The sequence below is a fragment of the Rubrimonas cliftonensis genome (assembly GCF_900107585.1).
GTDB lineage: Bacteria > Pseudomonadota > Alphaproteobacteria > Rhodobacterales > Rhodobacteraceae > Rubrimonas > Rubrimonas cliftonensis.
This window is the reverse complement of record NZ_FNQM01000017.1, coordinates 34617-58399: the sequence shown is the minus strand read 5'-3', so window position 1 is coordinate 58399 and position 23783 is coordinate 34617. Positions and strand designations below refer to the sequence as shown.

18 protein-coding genes are annotated in these 23783 nt (G+C 69.1%); 8 read left to right on the top strand and 10 right to left on the bottom strand.

The genetic code is table 11. The annotated features are described in order from the left end of the window. Positions 1-17 precede the first annotated feature (17 nt). From BLW43_RS18215 to BLW43_RS18200, 4 genes are all read right to left on the bottom strand, one after another. Positions 18-1343 carry a metal-dependent hydrolase family protein gene (locus tag BLW43_RS18215; protein ID WP_093255638.1) on the bottom strand — a complete coding sequence of 442 codons (1326 nt, stop codon included), beginning with the start codon at positions 1341-1343 and terminating at the stop codon, positions 18-20. A gap of 99 nt (positions 1344-1442) precedes the next feature. Beyond that, entirely contained in the window at positions 1443-2825 is a 1383-nt protein-coding gene (locus tag BLW43_RS18210; protein WP_093255636.1) for a metal-dependent hydrolase family protein, read from the bottom strand. 116 nt (positions 2826-2941) lie between these two features. Further along, positions 2942-3283: an amidohydrolase family protein gene (locus tag BLW43_RS18205; RefSeq protein ID WP_093255634.1), complete on the bottom strand. Its 342-nt coding sequence runs from the start codon at positions 3281-3283 to the stop codon at positions 2942-2944. 273 nt (positions 3284-3556) lie between these two features. Continuing rightward, complete coding sequence (locus tag BLW43_RS18200; protein ID WP_093255632.1) at positions 3557-5659, bottom strand: amidohydrolase family protein; 2103 nt, start codon at positions 5657-5659, stop codon at positions 3557-3559. Between the two features lie 159 nt (positions 5660-5818). On the opposite strand from BLW43_RS18200, the gene BLW43_RS23085 reads away from it, so the two are divergent. From BLW43_RS23085 to BLW43_RS18170, 6 genes are all read left to right on the top strand, one after another. Then, positions 5819-6829, top strand: a complete 1011-nt coding sequence (locus BLW43_RS23085; protein ID WP_175478989.1) for a helix-turn-helix transcriptional regulator — start codon at positions 5819-5821, stop codon at positions 6827-6829. A gap of 374 nt (positions 6830-7203) precedes the next feature. Continuing rightward, positions 7204-8058 (top strand): PhnD/SsuA/transferrin family substrate-binding protein, encoded by an 855-nt coding sequence (locus BLW43_RS18190; RefSeq protein ID WP_093255630.1) that lies wholly within the window; start codon positions 7204-7206, stop codon positions 8056-8058. After that, positions 8055-9476, top strand: coding sequence for a sensor histidine kinase (locus BLW43_RS18185; protein WP_245731121.1), 1422 nt, complete (start codon positions 8055-8057; stop codon positions 9474-9476). The genes BLW43_RS18190 and BLW43_RS18185 overlap by 4 nt, the downstream gene beginning before the upstream one ends. Next, entirely contained in the window at positions 9473-10690 is a 1218-nt protein-coding gene (locus BLW43_RS18180; RefSeq protein WP_093255629.1) for a sigma-54-dependent transcriptional regulator, read from the top strand. Before BLW43_RS18185 ends, BLW43_RS18180 begins: the two co-directional genes overlap by 4 nt. Before the next feature lie 152 nt (positions 10691-10842). Continuing rightward, positions 10843-11364 (top strand): arsenate reductase (azurin) small subunit, encoded by a 522-nt coding sequence (locus tag BLW43_RS18175; RefSeq protein ID WP_093255627.1) that lies wholly within the window; start codon positions 10843-10845, stop codon positions 11362-11364. 11 nt (positions 11365-11375) lie between these two features. Continuing rightward, complete coding sequence (locus BLW43_RS18170; RefSeq protein WP_093255626.1) at positions 11376-13841, top strand: arsenate reductase (azurin) large subunit; 2466 nt, start codon at positions 11376-11378, stop codon at positions 13839-13841. A gap of 40 nt (positions 13842-13881) precedes the next feature. Here BLW43_RS18170 and BLW43_RS18165 read toward each other — a convergent pair whose 3' ends face one another. The 4 genes from BLW43_RS18165 to BLW43_RS18150 form a co-directional block, all read right to left on the bottom strand. Further along, positions 13882-14733, bottom strand: coding sequence for a transglutaminase-like domain-containing protein (locus BLW43_RS18165; protein ID WP_245731120.1), 852 nt, complete (start codon positions 14731-14733; stop codon positions 13882-13884). Next, positions 14730-15764 carry a permease gene (locus tag BLW43_RS18160; RefSeq protein WP_093255624.1) on the bottom strand — a complete coding sequence of 345 codons (1035 nt, stop codon included), beginning with the start codon at positions 15762-15764 and terminating at the stop codon, positions 14730-14732. Before BLW43_RS18160 ends, BLW43_RS18165 begins: the two co-directional genes overlap by 4 nt. A gap of 52 nt (positions 15765-15816) precedes the next feature. Next, a complete protein-coding gene (locus BLW43_RS18155; protein WP_093255623.1) occupies positions 15817-16128 on the bottom strand; it encodes an ArsR/SmtB family transcription factor in 312 nt (103 codons plus the stop codon). A 653-nt stretch (positions 16129-16781) separates the two neighbouring features. After that, the gene (locus BLW43_RS18150) at positions 16782-18404 is read right to left on the bottom strand and encodes a hypothetical protein (protein WP_093255621.1); all 1623 of its coding nucleotides are present in this window, start codon (positions 18402-18404) and stop codon (positions 16782-16784) included. A gap of 745 nt (positions 18405-19149) precedes the next feature. Between BLW43_RS18150 and BLW43_RS18145 the strand changes: the two genes are divergently transcribed. Together BLW43_RS18145 and BLW43_RS18140 are read left to right on the top strand one after the other, a co-directional pair. Beyond that, a complete protein-coding gene (locus BLW43_RS18145) occupies positions 19150-21309 on the top strand; it encodes a TonB-dependent receptor (RefSeq protein ID WP_217632229.1) in 2160 nt (719 codons plus the stop codon). Between the two features lie 4 nt (positions 21310-21313). Then, entirely contained in the window at positions 21314-22429 is a 1116-nt protein-coding gene (locus BLW43_RS18140) for a PepSY-associated TM helix domain-containing protein (protein WP_093255618.1), read from the top strand. A gap of 197 nt (positions 22430-22626) precedes the next feature. On the opposite strand, the gene BLW43_RS18135 is transcribed toward BLW43_RS18140, so the two are convergent. Beyond that, positions 22627-23472 carry a heme/hemin ABC transporter substrate-binding protein gene (locus BLW43_RS18135; RefSeq protein ID WP_217632228.1) on the bottom strand — a complete coding sequence of 282 codons (846 nt, stop codon included), beginning with the start codon at positions 23470-23472 and terminating at the stop codon, positions 22627-22629. Further along, complete coding sequence (locus BLW43_RS18130; RefSeq protein WP_093255616.1) at positions 23469-23780, bottom strand: DUF2218 domain-containing protein; 312 nt, start codon at positions 23778-23780, stop codon at positions 23469-23471. The genes BLW43_RS18135 and BLW43_RS18130 overlap by 4 nt, the downstream gene beginning before the upstream one ends. Between the last annotated feature and the right edge of the window lie 3 nt (positions 23781-23783).

Genomic DNA, 23783 nt, shown 5'->3' with positions numbered 1-23783 from the left:
CGCCCTGTCCGTTATGTCTAGTTGATCGTGTTCTTGTGGATTTCGCCCGCCTTCATAATCAGGTCCATGTTGTCCTCGAACGAGACGATGACATTCAGGTCCTCGAGCGGGTTGCCGTCGAACAGCAGGAGGTCCGCGTGGGCGCCTTCCGCGATCACGCCGAGTTCTCCCGGGTAGGGGTTCAGGACACCGGACAGCGCCAGAAGCTCACCGCCATTGGAGGTCGCCTGGCGCAGAACTTCGAGGTTGCTGAACCACTTGGCGCGTTTTTCGAACTCCCCGAGCAACCCCTCGATGTCTTTTGGGCTGCTGATGACATCCGATCCGAGAACGATGTTGTCGAACCCGATCTCCCTGGCGATGGAGAACATGTTGTCGAGGCCGGCAAAGGCTTGGCGGTGCTTGTCGGCCTGTCCATCCGTGTATCCCGGCGGAATGAACGTGTAGACGGTCACCTGCGGCGACAGCCATACGTCATTGTCTTTCATGTATTGCATCGTTTCGCGATCGATCAGGTTGGCGTGTTCGATGCTCCTGACGCCGTTGTCGATGGCGCGGCGAATGCCGTCGCTGTTGTAGACATGCGCCATCACATAGGTCTGGAAGTCAGCAGCGGCCTCGGTCGCTGCCCGGATCTCCTCGGGCCGGAACTCCATCACTTCCAGGGGATCGGCGATCGACCCTGTCCCGCCTCCCACCGCGATCTTGATCTGGGTCGCCCCGCGACGCAGTTGCTCGCGGACCCCCTTCAGGATTTCTGGCACGCCATCGACCACGAGGAAGTCGCCCGACCTCACCAGCCTGTCGGGCCGGCCGTCCGCCATGAAAGTGGTGGGTTGCGAAGGAAACAGGTGATCCGCATGGCCCGAGCTTTGCGAGATCATCGCGCCGGCAGGATAGATGCGCGGCCCCGGAACGACCCCGGCGTCGATCGCATCCTGAAGCCCGAAGGAATTGCCCCCCGCATCGCGGATCGTCGTGATGCCCCGGTCCAGATACTGCCGCGCCGTGCGCGAGGCGAGAATGGCGAGGTAGCGGTCGTCGGCGATCAGCAGTTCGGGGCCGGAGGCCTGCATCATGATGTGCTCATGCATGTAGATGAAACCGGGCGTCATGACACGGCCGCCCGCGTCGATCACCTCGGCGCCGTCAGGTCCGGCAATGCCTGCGCCAATTTTCGAGATCATGCCGTTTTCGACAAGCACGTCCTGTCCCTCGATCAGAGTCTCTGAAACGCCGTCGAAGATACGTACATTCTGGATCAGGATCGGTGCAGGTCCATCCTGAGCGGTCGCTGTCGTTGCAATGAGGCCAGACAGGATTGCCGCGGAAAGTCGTTTCATTCCAGTGTACTCCCTTGCTTGCGCGTTCTTTTCCAGACAGATACGTCCAGACCCGTCCCGACGTCTTCTCCTGCCGGCCGGGTCGTGAACGCGAACAGCTCATTCCAGAGTGTTCTTGTAGATCTTGCCGTCCTTCATGATGACGTTCAGGTTCGCCTCCGGCCGGGTCAGCACCGAGGTATCCTCGAGCGGATTGCCCTCCATGATCAGCAGGTCCGCATAGGCCTCGGGTTCGATTACCCCGATCGGCGTGTCGCCATAGGGGTTGCGCGGGCCGGACATGGCCCAGAGCTGGGCGTTCTGCGATGTCGTCTGCTTCAGGATCTCGAGATTCGAGAACCACTGCGTGCGCCAGGTGAACTCCTTCAACTGCTCGGCCTTCGTTTCCAGCGATCCGACCATGTCGCTGCTGAGCGCGATCTTGGCCCCGTATTGCTTGGCCAGCGTCATCATGTTGTCGAGCCCCTCGGCGGCCTTCTTCTGGCGGTCCTTCTGCGCGTCGGAAAAGCCATCCGGAAGCTCCGACATGAACAAGGCGGTCTGCGTCGACAGCCAGGCGCCCTTTTCCACCAGAAGCTCCATCGTCGCCTCCGACATCAGATTGCCGTGCTCGATGGACTTCGCCCCCTGCTCGAGCGCGATCCTGGTCGACCGATCCGTGTAGGAGTGCACGGCGAGGTAGGTGTTCCAGCGCTCCGCTTCGCCGGCGGTGGCGGCAATCTCTTCCGGCGAATACTCGGCGATGTCCAGCGGATCGTAGATGCCGGAGACCGCGCCCCCCACGAAGATCTTGAGGAAGTTGGCACCCTGCCGCATGTTTTCGCGCGCCGCCGAGAGCATTTCCGGCACGCCGTCGGCATGATAAACGAATCCCAGACGCTGCAATTCGCTCTCCGTGGGGCCGCCGAAGGCGCGCACAGGGACGTTGCGATTGCGGAAATCGCCATGTCCCGCCGTCATGGTGATCGCCGCGTTGGCGGACTGGATGCGCGGGCCCGGGAAACGACCTTCGTCGATGGCCTGGATCACACCCTGAATACCGCCGCCGATGTCCCGGATGCTGGTGTAGCCGCGCATCAGCGTGGCCTCGGCATCCAGCAGGGTCAGGGCGCCAAGGTAATCGGCATGCGCCCCCAAAAGTTCAAACGGGCCGACATTCCAGACCAGATGGGTATGCATGTCCGTCAGGCCCGGCATCAGCACCCGGCCGCCGCCGTCGATCCGCACCGCGTCGGCGGGCGCGTCGAGATTGGGCGCGATAGCCTTGATCCTGTTGCCTTCGATCAGGACCGAGGTCGCCTCGATGAGCGCGTCCGACTTGCCATCGAAGACCCGGACATTGGTGATCAGGGTCTGGGTGCTGGCCTGCGCCTGGGCCCGGGCCGGGAGAAGCGCCGCTCCGCCGCCGACCGCGAGAGCGCCGACCGAGCCCGCCGCACCCGCCAGAAAGCCGCGCTTGGTGAGTGGTTCGCTGGTGAACATGTGTCTTCCTCTCGCTTGTCGTTCATGATGGCTGGCCAGACGCGCGGCGTGCCGGCCGGCCGCATTGCTCCTGGTCGGCGGCCTTCCAGTCCGATGGCAGCCGAGACTGCCGCTTGTCACAGCGTGTTCTTGTAGATCACGCCGTCCTTCATGATGATCTTCGGGTTGTCGCGATCCGTGACCGCGGTTGAGTCCACCAGCAGATTGCCTGCGACCAGCAGCAGATCGGCGAGAGCGCCATCCTCGACGCGGCCCAGAACGCCCGGATAGAGGTTGCTCGGCTCCGTAAGTTGCAGCAGTGCGGTGAAGTTGCCGGTCGACATCTTCAGGAACTTGTCGGCAGTGAACCAGCCCGGCAGGGGCTCCATCTGTTCGACCTGCTCACTGCCGCCGATGCCGGGACTGTTGAACATGTCGGTGCCGTGCCCGACCTTCGGGTCCGGCAGGGTCTGATCCACTCGTAGACCTCCCCGGTGCCCTGGCAGACGATGGCCTGTTTGGCGTTCCGCGCGTCGGTCAGGCCGAGTTCGTTGCTGCGAGTGAAGGGCTGGATGCTGAGCCAGATCCCTTCCGCAGCCATGCGCTCCAGCGTAGCCTTGTCGAGAAGTTGCCCGTGCTCGACGACCTTGATGTCGCCGTCGATCGCCTGGTTGACGGCACGCGGCGAGCCATCCTTGGCGACAAGTCTCAGTCCGGTGCACGCTTCGCTTCTCATTCTGGCTGAAACCGGTTCAGTTTGCGGCGGTTTCGTCCCTGTCGACCACCGATGCAAGGATGTCGCCGAGCGTGGAGGCGACGCAGGCCGACGAATGCGGAGCGGCGGCTATGGCGCGAGACCAAATCCCGTTGACAGTTGCGCCCTGCAAGTCACGGTTGACCGCGAGCGCCCGCAGGAACCCGGCGTAGGGGTCGGTGCCGTCCAGTCGCGGCCGATACTCGAGCCGTCCTTCCCGCACGCCGGCGAGGTAGATGGTCTCGCCTTCCTTGATCGTTTCCACCACCTTGATCGTGTCGAGCGTATCGGAGTCGATCGCCGTCGGGTCCTCCGACAGGATCACGAGGTCGGCCAGCTTGCCGGGCTCGAGCGATCCCTTCCGGTCCTCCTCGAAGTGCTGGTAGGCCGGCCAGATCGTCAGCGCCTTCAGCGCCGTTGTCACGTCGACGCGCTGGTCCGGCCCGATGATGTCGCCCGACCGCGAGCGGCGCGTCACCGTGGCGTCGAGGATCCGCATCGCGTCGGGGAAGGCGACGGGGGCGTCGTGGTGGCTCGAGAACATCATCCCGCGCTGGCGCACCCAGCCGGTCGGCGAGATGTTGTCGGCGGCCACGGGCCCCACCGTGCGGTCGCGATGCCAGTCGCCCCAGTAGAAGGTGTGCATGGGAAAGAGCGACGGGAACACGTCGAGCCGGTTGTAGGCGTCCACCTGGTCTTCGCGCAGGAACTGGCCGTGGATCAGCACCGGACGGCGATCCGCCCGCCCGTACTTCGCGGTCGCGGTATCGACCGCCGCGATCAGATAGTCCGACGCGCCCTCGCCGTTGGCGTGGACGAGGATCTGGACGCCGTTAGCGAAGGCCCAGTCCACCGCGTCGAAGACCTGATCGGGCGTCGCGGAGGCGTAGCCCCTGTAGTCGGCGCGGTATCCCGACGGGGGATTGTAGTACGGACGGTCGCGCAGCGCGGTGAAGCCCTGCGGAGAGCCGTCGATGGTCAGCTTCGCGCCGCCCACGCGGAACCGGTCGGTGTAGTCCCGGGAGGCGTTATCGCGGATGAAGTCGCGGTCCACGAGGACGTCCGGATAGGTGACGACGTCGATGTCGAGCCCCTCCTCGGTCGCCACCGCCTGCATCAGCGCGGCGACCGCCGGGGTCGAGCGCCCCTCCTGCGCCGTGGTGTAGCCGAAGGACGCCACCAGTTCTGCGCCCGCCCGGAAGATGGCACGGCCCGCGTCGGCATCGAGATTGCGCAGCATGGCCATCGCCATGATTGCGCTCGCATTCTCTTCCATCACGCCGTTGGGCTCGGTGCCGCCTTCGCGCCGACGGATGACGCCGCCAGCAGGGTCGGGCGTATCGGCGGTCATGCCCGCGACCTCCAGCGCCTTCGAATTGGCGACACCGAGGTGACCCGACTGGTGGAGGATGTAGATCGGGATCTCGGTCGAGATGGCGTCGAGGTCGACCCGCGTCGGGTGCCGCTGTTCGGCGAGCTGGGCGTCGTCGTAGCCGAAGCCCATCAGGAGACCGGCGCGCGACACGCGCTCGGGATTGGCCGCGAGATAGGCGCGCATGACTTCCTGCAGGGCCGGGATGTCGTTCACCGTACCGTCCGGCGCGGGCAGGAGATTGGCCGACAGCGCCTGGATGCCGATCATGAACACATGTCCGTGCGCGTCGACGAACCCGGGGATCATGGTGCGCCCCGCGAGGTCGACCAACTCGGTATCCGGGCCGCGATGCGCCATGACCTCGTCAAGCGCTCCCACCGCGATGATGGTCCCGTCGGCCTCGGCGAGCGCCTCGGCGCGCATGCCGCCATCGACCATCGTGAGGATCGGGCCGCCGGACCAGATCCTGTCGGCGGTCACGTCATCGCCCGGCGCCGGGAGCGCGCCGTGCCGCTCGCGGAAGTAATCCCACGCATCGACCTCGCGCCCGTCCGGAAGAACGCAGACGCCGCGCTCTCCCGCGGCCTCCTGAACGGTGCGGTAGGTTCCGCCCTCGTCGATGCAGAACTGGGCCGCCGGGTTGGGCAATTGCTGCTGGGCCATGAGCGGCGCCGCATGGGTCGCAAGGACGGCGGCGATCGCGACGGCGTGCAAGCGATGGATCATGGACCTCTCCTGCCGGGTTCGACAGGACGGCCTGTCGGCACGGATGCTCGCACATCGTTCAGGGGAACATGTATCCCGATGCGCCACGACTTTTCAAATCCGTCGCGTCGTGCAACAACCGCCTTGAGATTGCGAGGCCTGCCGCCTCAGGTGTCAGTCGTGTCGAAGAGCATCCCCTGCACGCGTGGCTTCGTCCTTCTGGCGCTCGTGCCGCCCTTCGTTGCCGCGGGCGGCAATCCGCGCGACGCCTTCGCCGCGACCGACCTGCCTGCGTTGGAAGACCTGAAACCCGGTCACATCATTCCGGCCTCCGCCTACTACGCCCTGCTCGAGGAAATGACCCGCCAGTTGCGCGACCCGGAGTTCCCGGCACGCGCGGGCATGGCCATCGCGCGCAGCGGTCTGCCCGTGCTTCTCGATGCGCGAAACAATTCCGGCACCATCGCCGAGTTCCTGGTCCGCCTGCAGATCGTCTTCAGGAAGACCGTGACGAACGCGATCTACGAGCTCTCATCAGATGGTGTCCGGGCGGTCTTGAGGCTCAGGAGAACCGGAGCCGCCGATATGTCGACTGAGAAAGTGGATGCCCTGAACGCGGCGGCGTTCGTGACGATCTTCCGCGACGAGATCGAAGGGGGGCACCTCGCGGGCCTCACCGCGAGCATCCCGGACCCGTCCTGCATGCCCCGCGAGATTCTCGACCGATCCGCACTCATGCGCAGCCGCCATGTCGCAATGGAAATCTCCTTTCCCGCGGAGTGGCTCGTGAAGCCAATTCGTCACCGTTGGCGGGGACAGGGTCACGACGTCGATCGCATCTTCGGCGAGAAGGGCAACCTGTCGGCGATCGGCTTTCTCGAGGAGCGGATCCGGTCGCGACTGTCACATGGTCCCGTCCTCCTGCCCGTCCTCGCCGCCGATCTCGGCACCTCCGTCCGCCAGCTTCAGCGCGCTCTTCAGGCGAGCGGCACGAACTTCCGGCAGATCCTCATGCGGCAGCGCCTCGAGATGTCGAGGACCCTTCTGGAGTCGTCAGATGACCCCATCCGGAAGATCGCGCTCGACTGCGGCTTCGCGTCGCCGCAGGCTCTCGCGCGCGCATTCTCGAATGCCTTTGGACGAACACCTTCGACGTTCAGGGCCGATGCACCCCGCGACCGGGATGAGTAGCGTTCGGACCTGACGGCATGATGACCGGTCGCCGCCGCTCGAGGTGCGTGGCGCGAAGGGCGACAGGCAGCCGTTCGCGAGGCGCCCCTGACCTGCAAGCGCATACAGTCGTCTGTCGTCATCGACAGCTTCCGTGGCGCGGTCCGACCAAGCGCCGTTCCGGATCGTTGGGCCACTTTGGCCCGATTGGCTCGCCCTCTTGATCCTTCGCCCCCGGGCTCGGGCAAGTGGGTTTCTTAGAGACGCTCGTGACACGGAGGGGTCGTTCCGAGCCGCCGCATCCTGACGGGCCGACAGCAAGCCATCACGTCCGCGAGGCGCGCACATTGCCTCACCGCGGCGGCTTGCGTAGCGTTCGGCATGGAGGCGGGCTGATGCCGACGGTCGCGACACGAAGGGGCGTCCTTTTCGGCGGCGGCGTCGCCGCGCTGGCGGCGCGCGGCCGCGCCGGGGCGCCGATGCGCCTGGGCCTGACGCCGGTCTTTCTGGACAACGACGCCGAGGTGATCGGAGCGCTGCGCGAGGCGCTGTCGGACGGCGTCGGCGGCGCGATCGAGCTCGTGCAGCGGCGGACCTACCAGGAGGTGACGGGACTGCTGCTGCAGGGCGGCGTGGATGCGGCGTGGCTGTGCGGCTATCCGTTCCTGCAGCACGAAGCGGCGCTGACCCTGCTGGGCGCGCCGGTCTGGCGCGGGCGACCGCTCTATCGCTCCTACCTCATCGCGGCGGCGGACGACGCGGCGCAGGCGCTGGCGGACCTCGCTGGCGGCGCGCACGCCTTCTCGGACCCCGACAGCAACTCCGGCTGGCTGGTGACGGCCTCGGACCTCGCGCGGTTGGGGAAGCGGCCCGAGACGTTCTTCGACCGTACGCTGTTCGCCTGGGGCCACCGCAACGTCGTGCGCGCCGTGGCCAGCGGGCTTACGCGCTCGGGCAGCGTCGACGGTTATGTGTGGGAGGCGCTGGCGGCGTCGGAGCCGGCGCTGATCGCGCGAACCCGGGTGGTGTCGCGCTCGGAGCTGCTGGGATTTCCGCCCTTCGTCGCGCGGCGCGACCGCGGCAGCGAGGCCGACGTCGCGGCGTTCCGCGCCGCGCTGATGGGCCTGCACGACAGCGCCGCGGGGCGTGAGGCGCTGGTTCTGCTGCACCTCGACCGCGTCGCGCCGGGTCGCCGGGCGGATTTCAACGGCATCGCGTCGCGGATGGCCGACGTGGCGGGGTTGCGGTGAGGCGGCTGCGGCGCCTGCCGATCGGCGCGCGCGCCGCGCTGGCCGCGGCGGCGATGACGGCGGCGGTCGGGCTTCTGGCCTCGTGGCTGGTGCTGACCGCGCTGGCGGAGACGCAGCGCGACCGGCTGGCGGAGGTGGTGCGCATGCACGTGGACGGGCTGTCGCTGGCGTTGGGGCCGGCCGCGCAGCGCCGCGACATCTGGGAGATCTACGACACGCTGGACCGCGCGGCGGCGACGGGCGACGGGAGGCTGGCGCTGACCGTGGTGGCCGATGACCGGGGCCTCGTGCTCGCGGCGTCCGACCCGCGCCGCGCGCCCACCGACAGCGCGCTGGCGGCGCTGATGGACGAGGCGCAGCCCATCGATGCGCTGGGAGACCCGGGGCTGTCGGCGCGGCTGCGGGTGCTCGCGCCGCTGGCGCACCAGGGCCGGCGTGTCGGCGACATCTTGACCGAGCTCGATGTCGCCGACCTCGTGACCGAGCGCCGTCGCGTCACGCTGGCGCTGCTGATCGGCAACACGATCGCGACGGCCTCGCTCACGCTCGCCAGCTATCTGGTCGTGCGGCGGGCGCTGCGGCCGCTGGAGACGCTGGCGCGGCGCATGGGCGACGCTGACGGCGCGCCGACGGCGATCCCGCTCGACGAGGCGCCGCGCAGCGGCGGCGAGATCGCACGGCTGTTCCGGACCTACAACGGCATGGTCGCGGCCATCGCGGACAAGGCCGACGCCGGGCGGCGGCTGGCCGAGCGGGAGCGCTTCGTCAGCCTGGGGCGCCTCGCCAGTTCCCTCGCGCACGAGATCAACAATCCGCTCGGCGGGCTTCTGGCGGCGGCCGACACGCTGCGCAGCTACGCCGACCGGCCGGAGGTGGTGCGGAGTTCGGCCGGGCTGATCGAGCGCGGCCTGTCGCGGCTGCGCGACGTGGCGCAGGCGGCGCTGGACCAGCACCGCATCGCCGACGACGCGGCCCCGATGACGCCCGAGGACGTCGACGACATGCGTTTGCTGATCGGCGCCGAGACGGGCCGGCTCGGCCAGCGGCTCGACTGGCGGGTGGCGGCGGAACCGGCCGCGCTGGCGCAATGGCCGGCGACGCGGCTGCGCCAGATCGCGCTGAACCTGCTGCTGAACGCCTCGGCCGCCGCCGGACGCGGCGGGCGCCTCGGTCTGGCGCTGACGGTGGGCGACGGCGGACTGCGGCTGGAGGTGCGCGACGACGGCCCCGGCCTCGGCGCGGCGGCGCTGGCGCGGCTGACCAGCGCCGAAGCGCCGCCGCCCGGCGGCGGCCTTGGCCTTCGGCTGGTGCGCGAGCTCGCGATCGAACTCGGCGGCTCGATCGAGCACGCGCGCGACGGGGCGGAGACGGTGGTCGCCGTGACGCTGCCGGGCAGGCCGGGGACGCGGGAGGCATGATCCCCCTCGCCGGGCGCCGCATCGTGCTGATCGAGGACGACGAGATCATGGGCGCGTCGCTCGCCCAGCGGCTGGCGCTGGAGGGCGCAGACGTCGTCTGGCGGCGACAGGCGCTGCGCGGGCTGCACGCGGTGCGCACGCCCGCGGCTCCGGTGGACGCGGTGGTGTGCGACATCCGGCTGCGCGACGGCTCCGGCGAGGAAATCTTCGCCGAACTGGGGCGCGCAATGACGCCGCCGCCGTTCCTGTTCATCACCGGGCAATCGGGCGTCGAGCAGGCGGTTCGCCTGCTGCGCGCCGGAGCGGCGGACTACCTCGCCAAGCCGTTCGAGATGGCGGTGTTTCTCGAACGGCTGGCGCGGCTGATGCCGCAGCGCGCGGTCCCGGCGGCCGAGCCGGTGCTGGGCCCGTCCCGTGCGGCGCAGGCGGTGGAGGCGCAGGCGGCGCAGGCCGCGGCCGACGACGCGCCGGTGCTGCTGCGCGGTCCGCGCGGCGCCGGCAAGCTGGCGCTGGCGCGGCGCATCCATATCCTGTCGGATCGTCGCGCCGCGCCCTTCGTCGCCGCCGAGGCGGCCGATCGCGACGCCAGCCCCGACTTTCCTGCGCTGGGCGCGAGGACCGGCGAGGGCGTCTTGTTCGTCGCCGCCGCCGGCAGGCTCTCGGCGGCGGCGCAGGACGCGCTGATCGCGCTGCTGCGCGAGGGGCCGTCCTGGCGGCTGATCGCCGCCTGCGGGCCGCGGCTAACGGAGCGGGTAGCGGCCGGCGGCTTTCGCAGCGACCTCTATTACCTGATGGCGGCGCGCGAGATCGTCGTGCCGCCGCTGGGCGACCGGTCGGAGGACGCGCTGTGGCTCGCCCGGCGGCTGTTCGACGGCCTCAACGCCCGCCGCGCCGCGCCGCTCGCCGGGCTCTCCGGCCTGGCCGAGGACGCCGTGCGCGCCCATGACTGGCCGGGCGGCGGACGCGAGTTGCGCGCCCGAATGGCGCGGGCGGTCGAGATGGCGGCGGGCGACCGGCTCTATCCCGCTGACCTCTTCCCCGAGCGGACCGCCACCGACGACTTCCTGTCGCTCGGCGAGGCGCGCGAGGCGGCCGAGCGGGTGCAGATCGCGGCCGCGCTGGCGCGCACCGGCGGGCAGGTCGCCGAAGCCGCAAGGCTTCTGCGCGTCTCGCGCACGACGTTGTGGGAGAAGATGCAGAAGCTGGGCCTCTGAGGCCCGACTTGCGTTCGGAAATCCGAACGTCGCAAAAAAGTCTCCGATCCGAAACGGTTCCCGCGCCGCACCAAAGGCGTCTCCCCGGTCGCGGAGCGTTCGCCGCCCGATAGACTTGCTGAAACACCAAGCAAGCCCTGGGAGGAGCCAGCATGAAATGCCATCGTCTCGTCGACGCCGGTCGGCGACAGTTCCTGCGCGGCGGAGGGGTCGCCGCCGTCGGCGCCGCAGCCGCCGCGACCGTCGGCGCGCAGGCTGAGGCGGCCACGCCGCTCGCCCGCGTCGCCTATCCCGCGACGCGGCTCGCCAACATCGCCGATCTGGCGGTGAACGAGCCCATGGACATCGCCTATCCAGACGCGGGCAGCCCCGGCGTCCTGATCAAGCTGGGAACCGCCGTGCCCGGCGGCGTCGGCCCCGATGGCGACGTCGTGGCCTACTCCGTTCTCTGCCCGCACAAGGGCTGGCAGCTCCAGTACAACGCCGCCGACCGGACGCTGAACTGCCCCGGCCACTGGTCGCGCTTCGACTGCGAGGCGGGCGGCCTGCAGGTGTTCGGCCACGCCACCCAGAACCTGCCGCAGTTCACGCTGCGAGTAGACGAGACGGGCGACATCCACGCCGACGGCGCCGACGAGCTGATCTACGGCCGCCTGTCCAACGTGCTCGGCTGAGGGAGGATCACATGGCCTACAAGCGACACATCGACCGGCTGCCGATAATCCCGGCGAACGCCAGGGTCCACAATGTCACCTGCCATTACTGCATCGTTGGCTGCGGGTACAAGGCCTATACTTGGCCGATGAACGCCCAGGGCGGGACCGCCCCCGGCGAGAACTGGGCCGGCGTCGATCTTTCCCGCACGCAGGGGCAGGAGACGGACGCGTGGTACGCGCCCTCGATGTACAACGTCGTCAAGCAGGACGGTCGCGACGTGCATCTGGTGATCAAGCCGGACCGGGACTGCGTCGTGAACAGCGGCCTCGGCTCGGTGCGCGGCGCGCGCATGGCAGAGAACCGTCGCTCTGACGTGACCGGCACGCAGCAGCAGCGGCTGACCGACCCGCTGGTGTGGCGCTACGGGACGTGGCAGCCGACGAGCTGGGACGACGCGCTCGACCTCGTCGCGCGGGTGACGGCGCGGGTGATCGAGCAGGACGACGAGGACGACCTGTTCGTCTCGATGTTCGACCATGGCGGCAGCGCGGGCGGTTACGAGAACACCTGGGGCACCGGCAAGCTCTACTTCGGCTCGATGAAGGTGAAGCACTGCCGCATCCACAACCGGCCCGCCTACAACTCCGAAGTGCATTCCTCGCGCGACATGGGCGTGGACGAGCTGAACTACGCCTATGAGGACTACGGGCTGACCGACACCATCATGCTGGTCGGCGCCAACTCGCTGGAGACGCAGACCAACCTGTTCCTGAACCACATGGTTCCGGGGATGCGCGGCGGCGCGAAGGTGATCGTGGTTGACCCCCGCCGCACCGTCACCGTCAACGCCTGCGAAGAGGCGGCGGGCGCGGACAACGTGCTGCACCTCGCGATCAACTCAGGGACCGACCTTGCGCTCTTCAACGCGCTGCTGACCGAGATCGCCGACAAGGGCTGGATCGACCGCGACTTCATCGCCGCCTCGACCATTCAGGGTGGCGTCGCGGTCGCGCAGGACGAGGCGCATCCGGCCGCGCTGGGCGGCTACGACGCGGCGCTCGCGGCGGTGCGGCTGTCGCTGGACGAAGCGTCCGCCATCTGCGGCGTGCCGGCAGCCGACATCGCGAAGGCGGCGGCCTGGATCGCGGAACCCAAGGACGGCGCGCGCCGCAAGTGCGTGACGGCCTACGAGAAGGGGATCATCTGGGGCAACGACAACTACCGCACCGTCGGCGCACTGGTGAATCTCGGGCTCGCGACGGGCAACATCGGCCGCGAGGGCGGCGGCGTCTGCCGCTTGGGCGGTCATCAGGAGGGTTACTACCGGCCCGGCGACGGCCATGTCGGCCGGCCCGCGCCCTACATCGACCAGCTCATCATCGCCGGCCGCGGCAAGGTCCACCACAACTGGGCGACCGACCACTACAAGACCACGCTCAACGCCTCCGCCTTCAAGCGCGAGTACAACCGCCGCACCAACATGGTGAAGGAGGCAATGGACGCCCGCCCCGGCGCCACTCGGGAGGAGATGGTCGACGCCATCGTCGGCGCCCTCAACGCCGGCGGGCTGTTCTCGGTGCACGTGGACATCATCCACACCCAGAACGCGCAGGCCGCGCACGTCATCCTGCCGGCGGTTGAGGCCGGCGAGATGAACCTGACCTCGATGAACGGCGAGCGGCGCCTGCGGCTGACCGAGAAGTACATGGACGGCCCAGGCCAGGCGATGCCCGACTGCCTGATCGCCGCGCGGCTGGCCAACCACCTCGAGCGCGTGCTGCGCGAGGCGGGCCGCACGGCTTACGCCGACCAGTTCAAGGGCTACGACTGGGCGACCGAGGAAGACGCCTTCATGGACGGCTATCACCAGGGCAACCCGGCGGTGACCTATGACCGCCTGCGCGCCATGAGGACAAACGGCGTGCAGGAGCCCGTCGTCGGCTTCGAGAACGGCGCGCTGGTCGGCACCAAGCGGCTCTACACCGACGGCCGCTTCACCCGCCACGGCCGCGAGGACGGCAAGGCCCTGTTCGCGCTGTCCGCGTGGCGCGGGCTGCAGGCGCCTGGCAAGGCGCAGCAGAAGGCGAGCTACGCCTACCTCATCAACAACGGCCGCTCGAACCTGAACTGGCAGAACTGGTTTCTCGACCAGAAGAACGACTTCGCCATCGACCGCTTCCCGTTCCCCTATCTCCAGATCAACCCGCAGGACATGGCTGAACTGGGGCTGAAGGCCGGCGATCTGGTCGAGATCTACAACGACGTGGGCGCCACGCAGGCGATGGTCTGGCCCGAGCCCACGGCGCGACCGAAGGAGACCTTCATGCTGTTCGGCGCGCCCTCGGGCACGCAGGGCAACGTGATCAACGCCGGGACCAATGAACTGGTGCTGCCGAACTACAAGCAGACCTGGGCCGACATCCGCAAGATCGCCGATGCGCCCCGGTCAGTCGCACACCTGTCGTTCAAGAGCCAGGAATACGACCTCGGTTGACGTCGCAGGCCCCCGCCCGGCCAGTTCCGGGCGGGGGCGCTCAGAGCGCCCGGATCTCCTGCTGGTCGGGGGTCGCGACCGCGCCGTCGGGCAGGAGCCACGCAGGCTCGCCGAGCAGCTTCAGCGTGAGCTCGCGGTCGCCGAGCGCGAAGCGCCAGCCCATCGAATGGCTGACGGCGACGCGCCGCCCGCCCCTCGGGTTCAGCGCCGGGCCCACCGGATCCAGCCCCGCCTTGATGTGGTGCGCGACGTCCCAGTCGAGCGTCCGACCGTCATGGCGGGTGGCCACCCAGCAGTGGCCGTCCACGCAGCGGTCCACCTTCTCGGCCGGGAAGAACCAGCCGTAGAGATAGGCCGCCTCGTAGCCCGCCGCGCGCAGCGACGCGACCAGATAGGTGTTGATGTCCACGCAGGAGCCCGCGGCGACGCCGCAGCCGAGGAACGGCACCACCTCGCAGCCGTCGTTGAAGCGCGTCTCGGGGTGATCGTAGGCGAAGCGGGCGCGGGTCTCCGCCACCAGCGCCGCGATCCCCGCATCACCACCGCCCGCGGCCTTGGCGATGGCGCGTGAGGCGGCGACGAGGTCCTCGGCCGCCGTGGTCCAGCGGTTTCGGCGCGGTGTCCACGCCGCTTCTGGGTAGCGAGGCGCGTCGGGGGTCGGGGCGTAGCGCCAGGTGAACACGAGCGGCCCGTCGCCGTCGGTAGCGATCAGGGCCGCCTGCTGTCCGGTCTCAAGCTCGCCCAGCGTCTCGATGATCCGCCCGCCCTCGACGCCAAAACCCGCGACCGAGCCGAGCGACGAGGCGATCCCGAGCGGCGCCAGCGCCATCGCGCCCGGCGCGGGCGGCGCCGCCGTGACGGCCCGCACCGCCCGGATCGGCGCCGGGCTCACTGGACGGCCTGGAAGATCAGCCCTGCGGCGAGCGAGCCGGTGAAGGCGAAGCCGAGATAGAGCGCGAACACTTCGCGTTTGGCCAGCGCCCAGACCGCAATCGCCGCCGGGATCGACGACACGCCGCCGGCCACGAGGAAGGCGAGGCCCGCCCCCGGCGCCATGCCCTGCTCGATCAGCCCCGAGACCAGAGGCAGCGCCGCATAGCCGTTCAGATAGGCCGGCACGCCCACCAGCGTCGCCAGCGCGATCGGCGCCAGCCCGTCGCCGCCCAGCAGCCCGGCGATCATCTCGGCCGGGACATGGGCGAGCATCAGGCTCTCCAGCAGGAAGGCGAGCGTCAGCCACTTGCCGAGGAAGATGACGGACTTCAGCGCCTCGCGCCCGAACTTCTCGCGCCGCGCGGCCTCACGCCAGAAGGCCCAGACCGGCGGCTTGGGGTTGCGAACCTTCGCGCCACCGCAGCCGCCGTTGCCGACGCCCGGCCGCAGCGGATCAGCGAGCCAGCCGCCGCGCCCCAGCGCCAGCACGCCGAAGCCGCCGAACAGCCCCAGCCCGACCGCCGCCAGCGTCTTGGCCACCGCGAACTCCATCCCCAGCGCGCCCGCCGTCAGCGCGAACATCGACGGATCCATCACCGGCGAGGCCAGCCAGAACGCCATCACCGGCGCCAGCGGCACCCCCATGGCCAGCAGCGCCGCGATCAGCGGGATCACCCCGCAGGAGCAGAACGGCGACAGCGCCCCCATCAGCGCAGCCGTCATGACCATCGCCGCCCCGCGCCCCTCGAAGGCGCGCGCGATCAGGTTGTCGGCGCCGGAGGCGGCGACATAGGCCGCGATGCCGACCGACAGCATCAGCCAGGGCGCCACGCCCAGCAGCGCTGCAACCGCAAAGCGCGCCGCCGCCGCCGCCTGCGGCGGGTCGAGCAACGCCAGCGCCGCAAGAATGGCGAGAATCGCCGCGACCACGCGGTCGAGGCCGGCGGCGGCGAGGCCGAGGCGGCGCGCGCCCAGGACGAGATCGGTCATGGTTGTCCCTTTGGATATCCTGCGCCGCCGGGCGGCGAGATTGGAAGGCGGGTCATGCGGCGTCGTCCGCGGTGCGGTCCACGCCCGCGCAGCATTCGTTGTCGACAAAAGCCAGCACCGAGCGCAGCGCCGCGAAATCGGCCCGGTTCACCGTCTCGCGTCCCCGCCGTTCCTGCCCCACAAGCCCCGCGCCCACCAGCGCGCGGAGATGATGCGCCAGCGTCGAGGGAGCCAGCCCCAGATGCCGCCCGATCTCGCCCACCGTCAGCCCCTCCGGCCCGGCCCGGACCAGAAGGCGAAAGACCCTGAGCCGGGCCTCGTGGCCCAGCGCGGCGAGCGCGTCGGCGACATCCTGCTCCTGCATGAGGGGACTATATAACCAGTGTCATAGTTATGTCCAGTGTAGTTCTCGTGGGTGTGCTGGCGACCGCCGCCCCAAACCGTGCGCCGACGGCAAGGTTGACGCAGCCGTTGAGGATGGGAGCGACCGAAAGGTCCGACCTATCAGATTAAAACTGCGTCCGCTCTCCGCCGCATCCCGGCGCGGACGGCGGCTGGCTACCTACATTTTTTCCTGCGGAACCGGCTGCATCGCCATGAGGACCGTCGCCCCCGTGGCGCTCTCAAAGGGCCTTCGTCCCCAGAGCAAGCCACTCGCGCCGCTACGCCCTCTTCGACGATGGCCTCGGCGCTTCCTCCCGTTATCGGCCGGTCGCGGGGCACCCTGCTGAGCGCGGTAGCCGGCCGCTCGCGCAGGTAGCGGCCGGGGGCAACCTCGGTCGGCCTCCTGACCGGCGAGGCTGCGGGTTAACGAAAGCCGCCGGTCGCCAATCAGTCGGCTGGGCTAGACAACCAGCCATTCGCGCGTACGTCGGAGATCTCCCGAAAAGCCACCTGTCGTGGGGTGGAGGGGCGGTGTTTCGCAATCCGGGCGCGGATTGGCCTAGGCCGACCTCTCGGCGCTGTTCGTCATACCCAACGCGCTGATCCTGAGGCGTGCGCCGACGGAGGAACGGATCAGCCGGCGCGGCCCGACAGAGCGTTCAAGCGGCGGTGGAAGGCGTCCATGCGTTCCATGTGTCGGGATCCGATGATCCAGCCGCCAGCCTCCGACCGGATCGTCTTCGCCTCCGCCCAGTTCTGCGCGAATGCCTCGGTCAGCAGAGGATCGACGTCCTGAAAGGCGCCCTGCCGCACCGCCCCGAAGACCAGCTTGAACGGCGTCATGCGGGAGGCGAGGACCTTCAGCAGCGTCGCAGTCACGGCGAACCGGGCGGCGTTGCCGGAGTCGGGGATGTAGGCCGGCAGGGACTCGGAATCCTTTCGGGAGGCGTCGGCCGAGACGATGTTCAGCTCCCGCAGCAGCGCCAGTTCGGCAGGCCCCAGATCCAGCGGCTCCAGATCCTTCCGATGCGCGATCCGGCCGCGCAGCGCCATCGCCAGGAAGAACACGGTCGCATAGCGCTTGAGGTCATTGCCGACGGGGGCGGCGATATTCTTCGCCTCCGCCTCCAGCTTCGATTGCAGGCGGAGATGCAGGTTGGGCTCCTCCCCCGGCCTGAGAGTGCGGGCGAGGGACTGGCTCAGGGTCGCGTTCTTCTTTGTCCAGTTCTCCTGCGACACCGACGACATGGCCAGCGTCAACATTGACTGCAGGTTGGTGCGAACGACCGTCAGCCAGCCGGCGACTTGGACCCCGCTGACGTTGAGCGGCTGCTGCCTACTGCATTGCAGGGCATTGGTCAGGGCGTGCCACAGGATGTGTTCCACCACGCCGGAGCTGGTGTTCGGGGCGATGTAGCCTGAGCCGGCGCGCGACTCGCTGTTCCGCATCTTCAGGTCCTCGCCGACCATCTGGCAGGCATTGACCGGGCACCGGGACAGGGCGCTGCAGAAACACTTCACTACCGCCGCGCGGAACGTCGCCCGTTCTTGCTGATTGTAATCGCCATCCGCCATCAGCCGGTTGACGGTATCCAGCGCCGGACTGACGCCGGAGAGAGTGAGGGCCGTGGTGAAGCGCTCGTGCAGCTTGGCGCAGTACTGCTCGACGAACTGGGTCATGGCGCGTTCCCGGTCGTGCACGACCTTGTGCGCCATCAGCCTGTCGGAGGCGGGGGCGAAGGTCAGGATGACCTCCTCGTCCCACTTCATCTCAACTTCGTACTGGGTCATCAGATGCTTTCCCAGCAGTTCTTCTTCCAGGCGCTTGCGCTCCGCCTCTTGGCGCGCGGCGATGGCGGCGGCGATGTAGCGCACGCGCTCTTGCATCATCGACTTCGCGGTGTCGACCTTCCCGGCGGAGGCCACCTGGCGGTAGGTCTCCTCCATGGTCGCCTGGCTGACCTCTCCCGCGAGGCGCAGTGTGCCCTGGATCGCGTCCATCAGGACCGCGAGGCGCGCCCACTTCTTCACCGCGTTGTCGGTCATCAAATTGGCGACGAACGCCCCCCCCATGGCCGTGTTGACGCCTGCCGCCATGGGCGCCGGAACGTCCATCGCCCGCTCGTACAGCCAGCGCCGCTGGGCCTGGGAGGCGATCTCGGTCAGCCGCTCTTCCGCCCCGCCCAGGTTTGGGTATCTGCGGCGCACCTGCTGCAGCAGGTGGAAATAGGCGGTGTCGAGAACGTTGTCGGTCACGGCGGTCCACTTCTGCGGTATGGAATGGCCCAGCCGGTCCGGCCGGACCGGCCAGTCCGGCCGGTCTGTTCCGATACGGCAGATTGCTTCACGAATTCCGAATCTCCGCCAGGAGCATGGCGTGGGAGCGGAACATCTCGCGATGCGCTTGATCAAGGGCAACATCAGCAAGAGCGGCGTCGGCGCAGCTGCCGCCGCTCGTTGCCTGGTGTCCGACCCGGCTACCGCCGCGGAGGCTCCTCCCGTTATCGGCCGGTCGCGGGGCACCCTGCTGAGCGCGGTAGCCGGCCGCTCGCGCAGGTGGCGACCAGGGGCAACCTCGGTCGGCCTCCTGACCGGGGAGGCAGAGGGTTAACGTTATCGGTCGGTCGCGGGGAGACCCGCGGAGCGTGGTAACCGGCCATTCGCGCGAGGGCGGAAGAATTACCAGTCTTTCGCTGGTCACTGGTCGCTGGGCGTGGCGCGACCGCGCCTCCGATCTCGACCACCCGGTCACGGCAATCGGAACTGAGTGGAACTTGGAGGCTTGATAGATGCTGCGCCGCCCGACCGATCCTTGCTGCGACCGGCATCGGCTGATCGGCCTTACCGATCGCGGTCTCCCTGACAAGCCTTGCTCCGGGCGCGCTTGACGAGGCTGAAGGCGTCGTGTCACTTCAAGATCGCAAGCATGCCAGCCGAGCCTCGTCTTCTCGAGGCGGCCTCAGCCAGCAGATCCAGACAGTCTACTTGGCATGAGGCGCGCATGGCCCAACATGAATGCATGGCGAGACTTCTCGCCAGTTCCGGCTTTGTCATATGTTTAGCCGCCGGCGTCGCTGCGCAGCCGATCGTGCTCGATCAGATAGTGGTCGAGGGTTCCCAGGTGGAACTCGCCGAACCCTTCGCAGGCGGTCAGGTCGCCACGGGCGGGAGGGCGGGACTGCTCGGCAATCTCGACTATCGCGATGCGCCCTTTAGCGGGACCGCGTACACCGCCGAGTTCATCGAGGATCAGCAGGCTGCGAGCGTCGGCGACGTCCTGCTCAACGATCCAACCGTCCGTGTCGCGAACGGCTTCGGCAACTTCCAGGAAGTCTACGTCATCCGCGGCTTCCCGGTCTTCTCGGACGACATCACCCTGAACGGCCTGTATGGCATCCTGCCCCGCCAGACCGTCGCGGCGCCGCTGGTCGAGCGGGTCGAGGTCCTGCGCGGCGCCAATGCATTCCTCAATGGCGCGGCCCCTGGCAACAGCGGTGTAGGCGGCACCGTGAATCTCGTGCCGAAGCGCGCGCCGTCGGGCGGGATCAACAGCCTGACCACGGGTTTCGAGAGCGACGGGCAGTTCATCGGCACGATCGACGTCGGGCGCCGTTTCGGCGGGAACGAGGCGTGGGGCGTGCGGGTCGGAGCGACCGGTCGCGTCGGCGACACCGCCGTCGATGACGAGGAGCGAAGCCTCGCGGCCGCCTCTCTCGGCGTGGACTACGACGGTGAGGATTTCCGCTTCAGCGCCGACCTCGGGTATCAGGACAACAGCCTGGAGCGTCCACGGCCGCAGGTGACCCCCACAGGCGCCGTGCCGGAGACTCCCGACGCCGATGCAAACTACGCGCAGCCGTGGACGTCATCGGACGAGCGTCAGCTCTTCTTCGCCGCGCGCGGTGAGTTCGACCTGAACGATTCAATCACCACATGGCTGGCTGGCGGCTTCCGGCTCGGCGAGGAGGAGAACGTTCTGTCGAACCCCCGTGCGACGGCCGAGGGCGTTCTGACCTCCTCGCGCTTCGACAACGCGCGCGAAGACACGGTGCTGTCGGGCGACGCCGGCGTCCGGGCGGACTTCGAGACCGGCCCGATCAGTCATCGCGCCGTCCTGTCTGGCTCCGTGACGCGCCTTGAATTCAAGAATGCGTTCGCGCTCGCGGATTTCGCCGGTTTCCCGGCCGGCACGCTCCACGATCCCGTCGCCTTCCCGCCGCCGCCGACAGACGCGTTCATCGGCGGCGATCTCTCGAATCCGCTGACGACGGAGAAGACGACGACGGCGAGCATCGCCTTCGCGGACACGCTGTCGTTCTTCGACGACAAGGTGCTGCTTACGCTCGGCGGGCGGTATCAGACGATCAAGACTGAGGCGTTCGACGCCAATACCGGCGCCGAGACGTCCGAAATCGACGGCTCGGCGTTCACCCCGGCGATCGGTCTGGTGGTGAAGCCGTTCGAGAACGTCTCGCTGTTTGCGAACTACGTCGAGGCGCTGCAACAGGGTCGCGTCGCGCCGTCGTCCAGCGGCGGCGCACCGATCATGAACGCCGGCGAGGTGCTCGATCCCTTCGTGAGCGAGCAGTTCGAGATCGGCGCGAAGTATGTCGGCGACCGCTTCGGCGCGACGCTGAGCCTGTTCTCCATCACCCAGCAGCAGGCGTTGGTCGAAAACGGGATCTTCTCGGCCGACGGCGAGCAACGCAACCGGGGCGTGGAGCTGACGCTCTTCGGCGAGCCCTTCGCCGGCCTGCGCGTCCTCGGCGGCGCCACTTTTGTCGAGGCCGAACTCAGGCGCACGACAGGCGGCGCGAACGACGGCAAGGACGCCGTGGGCGTGCCAAATTTTCAGGGCAATCTCGGCGTCGAATGGGATGTGCCCATCGTCGAGGGCCTGACGCTCGGCGGCCGGGCGATCTACACCGGCGAGCAGTTCGTCAACGCCGCGAACACATTTGAGGCCGACAGCTGGGTCCGCGTCGATCTGGGCGCGAGCTACGCGACGGTGATCGCCGATCGCGCGGTCACTTTTCGCGCAAGGGTCGAGAACGTCGCCGACGAGGCCTACTGGGCTTCGGTCGGCGGCTTCCCGGGCGCGAACTACCTCGTTCAGGGGGCGCCGCGCACCCTCATCGTCAGCGCGAACGTGAGGTTCTGAGCCCGTGCGGCCCGTCGCGCTGCGTCGATGGCTGTGGGTCCACAGGTGGAGCAGTCTGGTCTGCACCGCATTCCTGCTGATGCTGTGCCTGACCGGGCTGCCCCTTATTTTTCACGACGAGATCGACGCGGCGCTCAACCCCGACGCCTGGCGCCCCGCCAATCCGGACGGAGCCCTGCTCGATCTCGACATGATCCTGCGGATCGCGCTCGAGAGGCGGCCCGGCGACGTCCCGGTGTTCATGAGCTTCGATGTCGATCGTCCGGTGGTGAACGTCACCACCGGCGCATCGCCCGCCGACGCGGGCGCGCTGCACTTCGCGTCCTTCGACCGCACGAGCGGCGCGCTCGTGCCGCCGGCCGACGTCGGCGAAGGAGTCATGCATTTCCTGCTGCAGCTTCACACCGACATGTTCCTCGGCCTGCCGGGCATGCTGTTTCTCGCTACGATGGGATTTCTGTTCGCCGTCGCGATCGTCTCCGGCATCCCGATCTACGGGCCTTTCATCGGAACGCGCGATTTCGGCGCGATCCGCTCGGCGAATTCGGCGCGCACGGCCTGGCTGGACCGACACAACTTTCTCGGCGCCGTCGCGGTGGCCTGGACGCTGGTGGTCGGGCTGACAGGCGTCGTCAACGCGCTGGAGCGACCCGTCATCGGCTACTGGCGCGAGACGGCGCTGGCCGACCTTGTCGAGGGCGCCGGCGGCGGCGCGCCCGGCGCCGGAGCGTCGCTCGACGCCGCGGTCACGGCGGCGGTCGCCGCGGCTCCCGACATGGCGCTCCAGTTCGTCGCCTTTCCCGGCAGCGCCTATTCGACCGAGGCGCATTACGCGATCTTCCTGCACGGACGCACGCCGCTGACCGAGCACGTCATCGCCCCGGTCCTGATCCACGCCGCGAGCGGTCGCGTCGAAGGCCTCAGGGACATGCCCTGGTACATGAAGGCGCTCGCGCTCTCCCGGCCGCTGCACTTCGGCGACTACGGCGGTCTGCCGCTCAAGATCGTCTGGGCGCTTCTGAACCTCGCGACGATCGTCATCCTCGGCAGCGGTCTCTACATCTGGGTCGCGAAGCGCGGCCGACGCGTGGACCGCGAGCCGCGGGCGAAGGCCACATGAAGGGGCGACGCACGAGCCGCCGGACTGTCTACAGGGGCCCAATCCAGGTTTTCCTCGTGAGCCTCGCCGGGCTCGTGGCGGCGCTGCTGTTCGACGGCGGCGTGGACGTCGTGGCGGCGCTGATGGTCGGCGCGCCGCTGCTGGCGGCGGTGGCGATGCGCAGAACCCCCTGACAGGGCGGATCGGCGGCGTCGCGCTCAGCGCGGAGCGAGCAGCTCGGCCAGTTGCGCGACGGCGTCGGCGCTGCGCGGCCCGAGCCGCAGCAGGAGCCCGGCCTCCATCGTCGCCACGCGACCCTCGCGGCCGGCGGGCGTCGCGCCGAAGCCCGGCTCGGCGAGGAGCGCACGCGCGCCGCCGACAGCCTTAAGCCGCTCCGGCAGCATCAGCACAACGTCCGGCCGGGCGCCGACGAGCGCCTCGGGCGACATCGGCCGAAACCCCTCGAAGCCGTCCGCGGCGTTCACGGCGCCGGCTTCGCGGATCATCGCGTCGGCGACCGTGCCGGCGCCGGCGACGACCGGGGCGCCGCCCTGCATGCCGAGCACGAACAGCGCCCGCGCGCCGCCGGGGCGGGCCGCGACGGCGGCGCGGGCCTGCGCGAGGCGGCGGCGATAGTCGGCGATCAGCGGACCGGCGGCGGCCTGCGTCCCGATCGCCGTCGCGACCGCGTCGATGCGCGCCGGCACGCCGTCGGGGTCGTCGGCGTCCGGTATGCGCGCCACGCCGACGCCGGCGGCGCCCAGCTGCGCGAGGATCTCGTGCGGGCCCGCGCTCTCGGCAGCGAGCACCATGTCGGGCGACAGCGAGAGCAGACCCTCGGCCGACAGGCGGCGGAAGTACCCGACGTCCGGCAGCGCGTCGGCCTCGGGCGGGTGGGTGGAGAGCGCGTCCACGCCGACGACGCGCGCGCCGGCCCCAAGGGCGAAGACGATCTCGGTAACGCCCGGCCCGGCGATCACCAGCCGCTCCTGCGCCGCGGCGACAGCCGCGACCGCGACCATGGCGCCTGCGGCTGCGGCGCGGGCGAGCATGCGGCCGCTCATGCGAGGCCCCCGGACTCGCGCCAGTCCAGCGCCTCTGGCTGTTCGCGGAAGGCGAAGCGCAGGAGGTGGTCCTCAACCACCGCTTTGGCGCGGGTCATGCTCGCTGCATCCTCCGCGTCGATGGCGATGTCGAGGCGGCCCGCGCTTGCGGTGAAGCGCGCGACCGCGCCGGGAAACCGCGCCTCGCCTGAGGCATCGTCCCAGCTCGCCTCGATCTTGTGGCGGAAATGCTTGCACAGCTTTGCGATGTAGGCGGCGGCGGCGTCGGTCGCGAAGGCGGCCTCTGCGCGGAGCGGAGCAGCGTCCATGGC

Excerpts from the sequence above, each read along its gene's own strand:
- BLW43_RS18130 (WP_093255616.1), bottom strand. The coding sequence starts at position 23,780 with ATGGACGCTGCTCCGCTCCGCGCAGAGGCCGCCTTCGCGACCGACGCC.
- BLW43_RS18175 (WP_093255627.1), top strand. The coding sequence starts at position 10,843 with ATGAAATGCCATCGTCTCGTCGACGCCGGTCGGCGACAGTTCCTGCGC.
- BLW43_RS18155 (WP_093255623.1), bottom strand. The coding sequence starts at position 16,128 with ATGCAGGAGCAGGATGTCGCCGACGCGCTCGCCGCGCTGGGCCACGAG.
- BLW43_RS18200 (WP_093255632.1), bottom strand. The coding sequence starts at position 5,659 with ATGATCCATCGCTTGCACGCCGTCGCGATCGCCGCCGTCCTTGCGACC.
- BLW43_RS18135 (WP_217632228.1), bottom strand. The coding sequence starts at position 23,472 with ATGAGCGGCCGCATGCTCGCCCGCGCCGCAGCCGCAGGCGCCATGGTC.
- BLW43_RS18170 (WP_093255626.1), top strand. The coding sequence starts at position 11,376 with ATGGCCTACAAGCGACACATCGACCGGCTGCCGATAATCCCGGCGAAC.
- BLW43_RS18145 (WP_217632229.1), top strand. The coding sequence starts at position 19,150 with ATGGCCCAACATGAATGCATGGCGAGACTTCTCGCCAGTTCCGGCTTT.
- BLW43_RS18180 (WP_093255629.1), top strand. The coding sequence starts at position 9,473 with ATGATCCCCCTCGCCGGGCGCCGCATCGTGCTGATCGAGGACGACGAG.
- BLW43_RS18190 (WP_093255630.1), top strand. The coding sequence starts at position 7,204 with ATGCCGACGGTCGCGACACGAAGGGGCGTCCTTTTCGGCGGCGGCGTC.
- BLW43_RS18215 (WP_093255638.1), bottom strand. The coding sequence starts at position 1,343 with ATGAAACGACTTTCCGCGGCAATCCTGTCTGGCCTCATTGCAACGACA.
- BLW43_RS18210 (WP_093255636.1), bottom strand. The coding sequence starts at position 2,825 with ATGTTCACCAGCGAACCACTCACCAAGCGCGGCTTTCTGGCGGGTGCG.
- BLW43_RS18160 (WP_093255624.1), bottom strand. The coding sequence starts at position 15,764 with ATGACCGATCTCGTCCTGGGCGCGCGCCGCCTCGGCCTCGCCGCCGCC.